The organism is Prevotella sp. HJM029 (assembly GCF_000599605.1).
Classification (GTDB): Bacteria; Bacteroidota; Bacteroidia; order Bacteroidales; family Bacteroidaceae; genus Prevotella.
This window is the reverse complement of record NZ_AZHT01000028.1, coordinates 1-9,443: the sequence shown is the minus strand read 5'-3', so window position 1 is coordinate 9,443 and position 9,443 is coordinate 1. Positions and strand designations below refer to the sequence as shown.

At 35.6% G+C, this 9,443-nt stretch carries 14 protein-coding genes and 1 pseudogene; 12 read left to right on the top strand and 3 right to left on the bottom strand.

Features of this window, described 5'->3' with window-relative positions; translation table 11 throughout:
* Positions 1–232: 232 nt before the first annotated feature.
* The 12 genes and pseudogenes from X919_RS0103615 to X919_RS0103555 all read left to right on the top strand — a co-directional run bounded on the left by X919_RS0103615 (position 233) and on the right by X919_RS0103555 (position 7,670).
* A complete protein-coding gene (locus X919_RS0103615; RefSeq protein WP_028899059.1) occupies positions 233–424 on the top strand; it encodes a hypothetical protein in 192 nt (63 codons plus the stop codon).
* Positions 425–433: 9 nt separating this feature from the next.
* Positions 434–895, top strand: coding sequence for a hypothetical protein (locus X919_RS16450; protein ID WP_051502402.1), 462 nt, complete (start codon positions 434–436; stop codon positions 893–895).
* A 308-nt stretch (positions 896–1,203) separates the two neighbouring features.
* A complete protein-coding gene (locus tag X919_RS0103605) occupies positions 1,204–1,692 on the top strand; it encodes a hypothetical protein (RefSeq protein ID WP_028899058.1) in 489 nt (162 codons plus the stop codon).
* Positions 1,693–2,060: 368 nt separating this feature from the next.
* On the top strand, positions 2,061–2,486 hold the full coding sequence (locus X919_RS0103600) for a hypothetical protein (RefSeq protein ID WP_036916873.1): 426 nt from the start codon (positions 2,061–2,063) through the stop codon (positions 2,484–2,486).
* Positions 2,487–2,606: 120 nt separating this feature from the next.
* A complete protein-coding gene (locus X919_RS0103595; RefSeq protein WP_028899056.1) occupies positions 2,607–2,810 on the top strand; it encodes a hypothetical protein in 204 nt (67 codons plus the stop codon).
* A 42-nt stretch (positions 2,811–2,852) separates the two neighbouring features.
* Positions 2,853–3,122 carry a hypothetical protein gene (locus X919_RS14705; protein WP_028899055.1) on the top strand — a complete coding sequence of 90 codons (270 nt, stop codon included), beginning with the start codon at positions 2,853–2,855 and terminating at the stop codon, positions 3,120–3,122.
* A gap of 55 nt (positions 3,123–3,177) precedes the next feature.
* Positions 3,178–3,435 (top strand): hypothetical protein, encoded by a 258-nt coding sequence (locus X919_RS0103585; protein ID WP_028899054.1) that lies wholly within the window; start codon positions 3,178–3,180, stop codon positions 3,433–3,435.
* A gap of 186 nt (positions 3,436–3,621) precedes the next feature.
* Positions 3,622–4,926: pseudogene (locus tag X919_RS16445) on the top strand (IS3 family transposase).
* Positions 4,927–5,045: 119 nt separating this feature from the next.
* A complete protein-coding gene (locus tag X919_RS16440) occupies positions 5,046–5,201 on the top strand; it encodes a PDDEXK nuclease domain-containing protein (RefSeq protein ID WP_155949650.1) in 156 nt (51 codons plus the stop codon).
* A 12-nt stretch (positions 5,202–5,213) separates the two neighbouring features.
* Positions 5,214–6,338: a PDDEXK-like family protein gene (locus tag X919_RS0103565; protein WP_028899052.1), complete on the top strand. Its 1,125-nt coding sequence runs from the start codon at positions 5,214–5,216 to the stop codon at positions 6,336–6,338.
* Positions 6,339–6,356: 18 nt separating this feature from the next.
* Positions 6,357–7,094, top strand: coding sequence for a hypothetical protein (locus tag X919_RS0103560; protein WP_028899051.1), 738 nt, complete (start codon positions 6,357–6,359; stop codon positions 7,092–7,094).
* Positions 7,095–7,103: 9 nt separating this feature from the next.
* Entirely contained in the window at positions 7,104–7,670 is a 567-nt protein-coding gene (locus X919_RS0103555; protein WP_028899050.1) for a metallophosphatase domain-containing protein, read from the top strand.
* Between the two features lie 52 nt (positions 7,671–7,722).
* On the opposite strand, the gene X919_RS0103550 is transcribed toward X919_RS0103555, so the two are convergent.
* From X919_RS0103550 to mobC, 3 genes are all read right to left on the bottom strand, one after another.
* Positions 7,723–8,382 carry a hypothetical protein gene (locus tag X919_RS0103550; RefSeq protein ID WP_028899049.1) on the bottom strand — a complete coding sequence of 220 codons (660 nt, stop codon included), beginning with the start codon at positions 8,380–8,382 and terminating at the stop codon, positions 7,723–7,725.
* 21 nt (positions 8,383–8,403) lie between these two features.
* Positions 8,404–9,330 (bottom strand): relaxase/mobilization nuclease domain-containing protein, encoded by a 927-nt coding sequence (locus X919_RS0103545; RefSeq protein WP_028899048.1) that lies wholly within the window; start codon positions 9,328–9,330, stop codon positions 8,404–8,406.
* On the bottom strand, positions 9,327–9,443 hold a 117-nt coding region (gene mobC, locus X919_RS14695; protein WP_036916867.1), incomplete at its 5' end, for a plasmid mobilization relaxosome protein MobC. The genes X919_RS0103545 and mobC, both read right to left, overlap by 4 nt.

Genomic DNA, 9,443 nt, shown 5'->3' with positions numbered 1-9,443 from the left:
AGGAATTCATCGCTTCTTCCCCAATTATTTGGGAAGAGCGAGAGCCTATCTCTGATTTTGTTTTTGATGTTGAACCGCTAGTTTATTTATTCAAAGATAATTCATATATAGAAGAGAATCTGCATGGTGCATGGTATAAGAGAAACATCAAATAAAGCGCGAATGAATAGCAGTAATCCGATTTAAATCAGAAGATGCCCCACAGATACTTGTCATCCCTACTTCAGAAGATATGGATTATCCATTTACAGCACATGGTTTTACATCAGGAAAACAAGGAAGAATTGGAGCCCCTGAGTTTAAATTTAGAAACCAATTTTATGCCGAACTAAACGATGGAGCAGAGTTATATGAAGTTTTTAGCGATGGCAGAGAGATATTAAAAGCAATATTTAGTGAAAAAAAAATAAATTTATATCTATAAAGTAATTTTATGAGAACGTACAAACGAGGAAATTTTGCTATCTATCTATCACAAGAGTATTATTTTTATAAAACAGATAATCCTGATATGTTCGAATTAATAGATAGAAAGTGTCAATATGAAAAGTTGAGCAAAATAGGATTTTTGCAACAAAATAAAACAATAAGCTATAAATATGTTTCAAAAAAAGAGATTTCAAGCGCCTTTAATACAATAACCTTTGTTAAATATATGGGATTTAGTTTCTTTGTAGAAAATTCTTCAGTAGGCAAATTTATACTTCGTCCATTAGAAGAAGCAATGAAATATTTCAAAGATTTTCCAAGACAGGGATATGATCCTATGTATGAGGCGACAGAAGAGGAAATTTCTGACATTTGGGAGGAACGTACTCCAATAAAGGGCTTCAAATTTGATGTAGAGCCAATTGTTTATCTTAAAAAAGATGGCGTATGGTTGGTGGAGGTGTAAAACAAGGACATCAAGTTGCATCTTTCAAAAAATAGTTGTGTGGTCATAAGGTTCAAATCAAAAGATATTCCTGAAAATATTGTTATCCCCAAAGGTGGTACTTTGATGATTGGGATTATCCTTTTACAGCAACAGGTTTTACCTCTGGAAATAGGGGCAGATTAGGAATACCTGAATGGAATTTGTTACGAAGAGTGAAATTTAATGAAGGTGATGAAATATGGGAGGTGTCTAATGATGGCAAAGAAATTTTAAGGGCAATCTACAGTAAAGAAGATGAAAAATTTATTATCATAAAATGATGTGTTATGTTGAAAACAAAAAATAATGACTATGCTTTTTTTAAAGGTATAGAATGTCGGTTTTGGCAAGTAGAAGAAAACTTATATCGTCTTCAAACCTCTTTTAAAGAAGGGCTATTGAGTATTGGATTTAAAAGATATGAAAATTGCAAAACAAATGAGTTTTTATCAGATAAAGTTTTCATAACTCTATCCGCAGAACAGATACAAAGTGCTTTTCAGAGGGAGAATTATTGTAACTATCAGGATGGAAAATATTATTTAGAAAATATCATTTTTAAAAAAAATGATATTATATTATCTCCTGAATTAGAGACAAAGAAAAAATTAGGATTACATTTTTATGATGATAGAAGAATTCATTTACCTTATGAACTTTTTGTGAATGAAGTAACTGACATTTGGGAGGAACGCAAACCAATAGAGGGTTTTAAATTTGATGTAGATCCAATTGTTTATCTTAAAAAAGATGGCGTATGGTTGGTAGAGCATTAAAAAATAAATATGAAGGAAATTATCAAATAAAGCAAAATGAATAGCAGTAATCCGATTTAAATCAGAAGACCCCACAGATACTTGTCATCCCTACTTCGGAAGATATTGATTATCTATTTACAGCACATGGTTTTACATCTGGTAACAATGGTAGACTAGGAATACCTGAATGGAATTTGTTACAAAGGATAGATTTTGAAGATGGCGCTGAACTTTGGGAAGTTTTCAATGATGGAAGAGAAACGCTGCGAGCAGTGTATAAAGATGGAAAGTTTAATACAATAAAATAATTTTGTTATATGGTTTTAAAGGATGTTAGTTATTTAAAAAGGGGCAATTATATATATATATATGGGCATTGGTTAAATATGGAATTTAGTCAGGAGTTTGATACCCCCTATTGGAAGATTTTTACTAAAAATGATTTCTTTTTAAAATTAGGGTTTAGGAAAGAAAATAATTATTATAAGCTATATATTCCGTATGGACGTAGTTATGAGTATTCTGCATTCTATAAATATTGTTATTGTAAATATCAAGGAGGGAAATATACTCCGAATACGGTTGTGTCAGATGGTAATATCATCCTATTCCCAGATTTGGAAACTCAGACATGCTTATTAGGATTTTTAGATAATGGAGATCATTATATAGAAATCCCATACAAAAAGTTTATTGAAGAAGTAACTGACATTTGGGAAGAACGTACCCCCATTGAGGGTTTCAAATTTGATACAGAGCCAATTGTTTATATTAAGAAAGATAGAGTGTGGTTGAAAGAACCGAAGGAATAATAACCTCATGGTATGCAATCATAGACGAAGGTGCAGAACTATGGGAGGTGTATAGCAATGGACACGAGGTGCTGAGAGCTGTGTTTAAAAACAATAAATTCCAGGCAATTAGTCGCTCCTTTGGATGAAGATTCTTTTTTTAAAGTTTATCCAAGGAGAATTTGGCATAAGGGTTGGTATGACGCAAGGGATTCAAGATTTGAAATAAATGAAGAAGAAGTAAACGACATTTGGGAGAAACGTATCCCCATTGAAGGTTTCAAATTTGATGTAGAGCCAATTGTTTATCTTAAAAAAGATGGTATTTGGTTGGTGGAGGAGTAAAACAAGGACTTCAAGTTGCATCTTTCAAATAACACATGAGTTATGAAACGTAGTAGATTAATAATAATAATAATAAATTATATTTATCACGATAATATTTATTTGATGTCTCCAATTGTTGATTGGAATTTATTAGATGTGCTAAATAAAAATATTCGAAATAATTATAAAAGAATTAGACCCATTTTGTTGAAATGGCAGGAAAATGGATATATAAAATTAATAGAAGATGACGACATTGTTTTTTCTTTTATTCCAGAGAAATTACCATCAAAAGAACAACTAATAGAAGAGAACCTGAATTTCAAATAATGATTGATAAGAATGGTGAACTTGAAAACAGGTAGAACAATAACATTAAAATAATATGAAGAGAATAAAAATTGTTAGTTTATTGGCAACTTATATTTGTCATGATCGATTTGCATATAGCCCTATCTGGACATGGGATAGCTTTCCTCCAATTATATATACAGAAAGGGAAAGAATACTTCCTGTATTAAAAGAATGGGAACATAAAGGATATTTAACTTTAATATATGATGAGAAAATAGCCTTCGTCCTTAACGTAGAAAAATTACCATCAAAAGAAAAACTAATAGAAGAAAGTCGTAATGTTAAATAAAGAATTGTAGAAGTAGAAAAGGAATTAACGAAGAAAGTATGGGACTTTGCCTATAGCTGCTTTATTTGTTCAAAGACAAATCATAGATTGTATTGTACGTTGTCAAACAAAAGTGCACAACTGGGGCCTCAATTAAGTTTGGGGTTTTAGTATGAATTATATTAATAAAAAAGGTATATTTGCACAATGACAACAAAAAAGAATCTTTCAGCAGGTTCTCAGCAGAGAACATCAGAATCCTTGTTAAAGGATATTCGTCGTAACACGAAACGTATTTTCACTTCTGAACAAAAGGTTTTAATTGTGATGGAAGGAATCCGTGGCGAACAGAGTATTGCTGAACTCTGTCGTAAATATAGTATATCCGATAGTACTTACTACAAATGGAATAAGGAATTTATTGAGGCTGGCAAAGCTCGCCTTGATGGTGACATCGTCCGTGAAGCAACAAGTGATGAGGTGAAGGAACTTCGTCTGGAAAATATTCGCTTAAAGGAAGCCCTTGCCGATTTGGTAGTGAGATATGACGTTGTAAAAAAAGCTTGAAACTCATCGAATAAGCCCTATGCATGAATCGTATATACGTTATAGTGCGGAAGAGAAAGAGACTATAGTTCTGTCAGTAAAGCGTTCAGAGTTAAGTATTGTTCAGGCCCTCAAACGCTTAGGTATTCCAAGGCGTACTTTTTATAACTGGTATCAGAAATATGCCACAGGGGGAGGGTGAATGCTCTCAGAGAAACGCCTTATAGGAGGCAGACGACATGGAACCGCATTCCCGACCATATTCGACAAATAGTGGTTGAACTTTCTTTAGAGCATCCTGAGCTCACTCCCAGGGAGCTGTCCGTTCTTTTATTGGAAGAAAGTCAGATATTCGTTTCAGAATCAAGCTTTTATCGTATTCTCCATGAAAGAGGTCTATTGGAACGTATGGAGCATGATTTCGTCCTTGCAGCCGATGAGTTCCATCATAAGACTAAATTCTCCAATGAGATGTGGCAGACCGATTTTACCTGTTTCAAAGTCAAGGGTTGGGGCTGGTATTATCTCTCTACGGTAATTGATGACTACAGCAGGTATATCATCCATTGGGAGCTATGCTCGAGCATGACCTCTGAAGATGTATCCAGAACAATAGACAAGGCAGTTGAAAAGGCCGGGGTTACACTTCAGAATCCTCCTTGCTTACTATCGGACAATGGTCCATGCTATATTGCTTCCTCGCTCAAGGAGTATCTCGGTAAGGTATATAACATCAAGCATATTCATGGCAAGCCCTTGCATCCGCAGACACAAGGAAAGATAGAACGATATCACAGATCGATGAAAAATGTGATAAAACTAAATCATTATTTCTGTCCATCTGAACAAGAAAATACTAGCGCTCAATGGGTAGAATGCTATAACGAAAGAAGGTTTTATGAATCGTTGGATAATCTTATACCAAGAAATGTATATTTAGAGCAAGGGGAGAAAATCAAAAGATAAGAGAAATAATAACGCAAAATTCAATTAACAAAAGAATTTTTGATAATAAAACAATAAAATATCAGAGTAAATAACTATATTTGCAGTTGTGTACTTTTGTTTGACAACGTTACAAGGTGGTGGCACAATATGCCCTCTCAGGTTACGACCAACCAATTGGTGTGAGTGATTACCAACTATCAAAGGCTATCCCTGATAATCTAAAATCTGCTTTGCCTACGGTAGAGGAAGTTGAAGAGGAGTTGAGCAAGATTGTGGAGCAAGAATACAACTAAAACATTTATTTTATGTCCAATAGCATCAAAGATTTACTATCTCAGTTATTACCATTACATTATGCTGAACAAGAGAGACTACAGAAAGAAAAGGAGGAAGGAAAATGCTTTAATGTGTTTTCTGCGCTGAATATGTGCTCTGACGAAGTACGCTTGCATTCACGTTTACTCGCAACATTACTCAATCCCAAGGCAAACCATGGCTTGGAAAATGAATTTCTCAAATCGTTCCTTACAGCTTTGGGATTGCCAGAGGATTATATTACACATTGTAAAGAGCAGATAGTTGAACGACTTATAGGAGAAGTAACAGAAACTAATGGTGGACGTATAGATATTATTCTTGAAGATAGGGGACATGCCGTTATCATTGAAAATAAAATCTATGCAGGTGACCAGCCTAATCAACTGCTTCGATATCATAACTATGGGGTAAAAACGTTTGGGGAAAATAATTTCAAATTAGTTTATCTTACTTTATATGGTAGTGATCCTTCTCCATATTCCTTGGGAGGAGAACATTTTGAATTTATCAAACTTTCCTATGAACAGAATATACTAAAGCTGTTAGAAAAGTTGGTGAAGACCCTACCCCAAAAGCCTGTTCACAGCACCATCGAAGATTATATCACGATTATTAAACAACTTACCCATCAAGACATGGATACAAAATATCAACAAAGTATTATTGAAGAAGCCATTAAATATGACAATATTGATGTTACTTCCGAATTGCTATTGTTACAGAAACAAATCGGAGATAAATTAAGAAGCGACTATATAATTAAGCCCCTAAAAGGCCTTGGCTTTAACGAACGTCAAGATGACAATGGAGCTTTATGGAAAAGTTTGAATAGTAAAAGGAATCTTTTTATCGTTATTAAAACAGACGAAGCCTATTGGAAAGAAGCGTGGATTGCGGTTGCTTCGGAGGACAAGACTATTCCGTTGCAACCTAAATTAGATTGCTTTACAGATGAACCAACCCAAAATTATCCTTATGGTTGGAGTTGGATTTCCGATAACGAAGGTAACAACTGGCATGATATAGCTCAATATCCTGCAATTGGAAAAGAAGAAGTGTTAAAGTGGATAAAGAATAAGATTAGTGAAATAGAATCTTGTTTCAAAATCTAAAATTTAGAAAAGAAATAAATGGAAGAATTGAATCAACTTTTGGATTTTGGGGAATCATATCCACAATTTGTTGCTTATCATTGTTTCGGTGATAAAGCTACAGAGTTTCTGAGTAGTCTACAGCAGCCTTATAAGGATATAGTTACTTATAATATAGATGACTTACGCCCTTTAGAATGCCTCGCTGTTTTTGTCTTTACTGACAATGCAGAAGTATATATGTCTGAAATAGATGCTTTTATTAAACAGTATAATAGTTTAGTTGGTAGCATTTTTGTTTTAGACCTACACCCTACTTCGCAGTATAAAGTTTTCAAGGACAGGTGGAAATTCTACAATATTTTTACCTCACACTATTATACTTTGCAAGATAATATTCTTCACTTTTTGATGTTTTTCCATCATTTCATGGAAACGAAAGGAATCATAAGTATGGACTTTAATGATTTTAGGACGTGTGCTCGTTTGGCAACTTATATTACTTCTGGAACAGCTCCGTCGTTAGATCAGGCTATTTACCCAATATCCCCCATATCACATAGTGATAATATTAGAACTATAATGCTTGGATTAGAATTGCAAAGCTTAGAAGAAAATATGCTAAGGGAGGATATGAAGGTATTGGCTTCTTTCTTTGAACAACTTCCAGAGAATGTAGAAGTCAAATGGCAAATTACTCCTAAATGTGGTCAGCATCATACAGAGTATATTGTAGGTTTTGATAAAGCTCCTGTATGGTATACCGATAACCCATAGCGCCCTAATATGACAATACTTCAAATCTCAGATACCCACAATCGACATCGGCTGCTGACCAATTTACCAACAGCTGATGTTTTGGTGCATTGTGGCGACTTTACTGATATGGGTACAGAAGAGGAGGCACTCAACTTCCTGAACTGGTTAATCGAACAACCCTACCGTCATAAGATTTTTGTCACAGGCAATCACGATCTATGTTTATGGGAAGCTGAAAACATAGAAGACTTGCCCTATAATATTCATTTCTTGCAAGACAGAGGCTGTGAAATCGAGGGTGTGAGATTCTTTGGTTTGGCATACAATCATCAAGAGAGCATCATGCCGCATGGTGTAGACGTACTTATTACACACGAACCACCTGCGATGATACTGGACGAATCCAACGGAATACATTGGGGGAATCTATCTTTGAGAAATAAGGTATTGGAAGTAAAACCCAAATTTCATCTTTTTGGCCACGCTTATGACGCATACGGCACAGAACAACAAGGAATGACTACCTTTTCAAACGGTGCCGTCCTTAACGACCATTATCAGTTGTGTAACGCTCCTTTGTTGCATAAGGTTTAACTGATAGTTAATGCGTATTCTAACAGTACTAAATATTTTCTTGAAATGATTGCTATTTCTTCAAATGTTTCTTAAGCTCTCTTTGTTCTTGCTTAATCTTATCCTGTTGTAGCGACAACTCAGCTTGTCTTTGCAAGGCTTGCTCATAATCTACGACTTTCTGCTCTAACTGTAGAATGGCTTTGGGATTGCGATGTGTTAAAAATATGCTGTCAAGATGTGTAAAGTCTGAAGCGGTAGCTTTGCCATGCATACGCAGATATCGATAACGTAGGTCGTAATCGGAGGCTGTTTGTAGCTTGTTGGCTCCCATACCGAAGAACCAACAACTTACAATAACCAGCCCACAAATCAATAAGAGCAGCATACGCTCGGCTAAACGTATACTAGCAAAGAGCGAGTAATTCTTAAACACCACTGGCTTGCGTTGCTCGCTGAGGAGTTTTTGTAAGGCTTCAAACTTCGGGTCGAGTTTCTTGTTTGATTGCGAGAGTGCCTCTAAAACAAAAAGTTGGTGCTCTTTGATTTTGGCTTTCGTTTCTTGGGATAGTTGGAGATGTACAGCTTTGGAGATTTGAGTTGCATCTTGGGGCTTCGTATTTTGTTGTTCAACCAAAGCGGTGCGAAGTTCAGCCTGTGACTTCTTGATGGCTTTGCATTCTTGTTTAAGTTCTTCGAGCATATCAAGAACAGGTGCTATTTCGTTATTCATACTGATATATATTTGATGTGATTAAATTCTACGTTTGCGATTAGCTCTATTGCGAAGTTTCTTTTGGAAGCGGAGCTCATCAACATCTACGCCATTACTTGGTGTTGGCATAGAAAACACTTCACTAATTGCTTCAGATAGGTCGGTAATGAAATAGCTTTCATCTACAGAATCTACCATAGGCTCATTTTGTAGATTAGTTTTCTCTTGTTTGTGAGAATTTTGTTCTATCTCAGCATTGAGGCGAGAGAAAGAGCACGTTCGGTCTATCTTTGAGCCACTGAAACTACATCCGTCTTTTTCAAAGATGATTCCTTGAACAACATCGGTGTTGCCTTTCGTTTTGAAACGAGTGGTAATACCTTGTTGCTCTAACCCTGCAACAAAATCTTTCCAAGTCTGAGATTGAAGTAATATAGACTTAATGGTATCGAATATCTCGTATCGTAATTTATCCTCACCTCTCAATCTTGAGCGGTTTACCTCTTGCTTTCCTTCGCCAATGGTTAGACCATAACGCTCTGTCAGTTCTCTACAAATCTTCGTTGAACGATACTTTTCGTTGTGGTCGCTGATGGTTTTGCCATTGTTACCAATGCGATTGATACAAATGTGCAGGTGAGGATGATGGCGGTCACTGTGCCTTACGATAAGGCTCTGTGTGTCGCCATAGCCCATTTTATGAAGATATTCGTTGGCAATCTTCACCATTGTTGCATCTGTTAGTCGTTCTGAATCATGTGCTGAGAATGAGAGTATGGTATGACAAACTGGTTTTTGTACATTTGGACGCATAGAGGCTTGCAAGTTGAAGTCGTGTGCAATGTCATTTGGTAAAGAACTGCGTACGCCATTAGCTTGTAAAACCTTGACTTGACCTTCGCGTTTGCTGAGCATATAATTGACAACTCCACTGAAGTTTGTTCCTTTAATAATCTTGGCTATCATGGTTTCAATCGTTTCATGAGTTCGTGAATAAGTTGTTTCAGCGCATTCAATTCTTCATTGAGTGAAGAAATGCCGAAAGCATTGAGCCGATGGGCTATCTGATTGAGATTGTT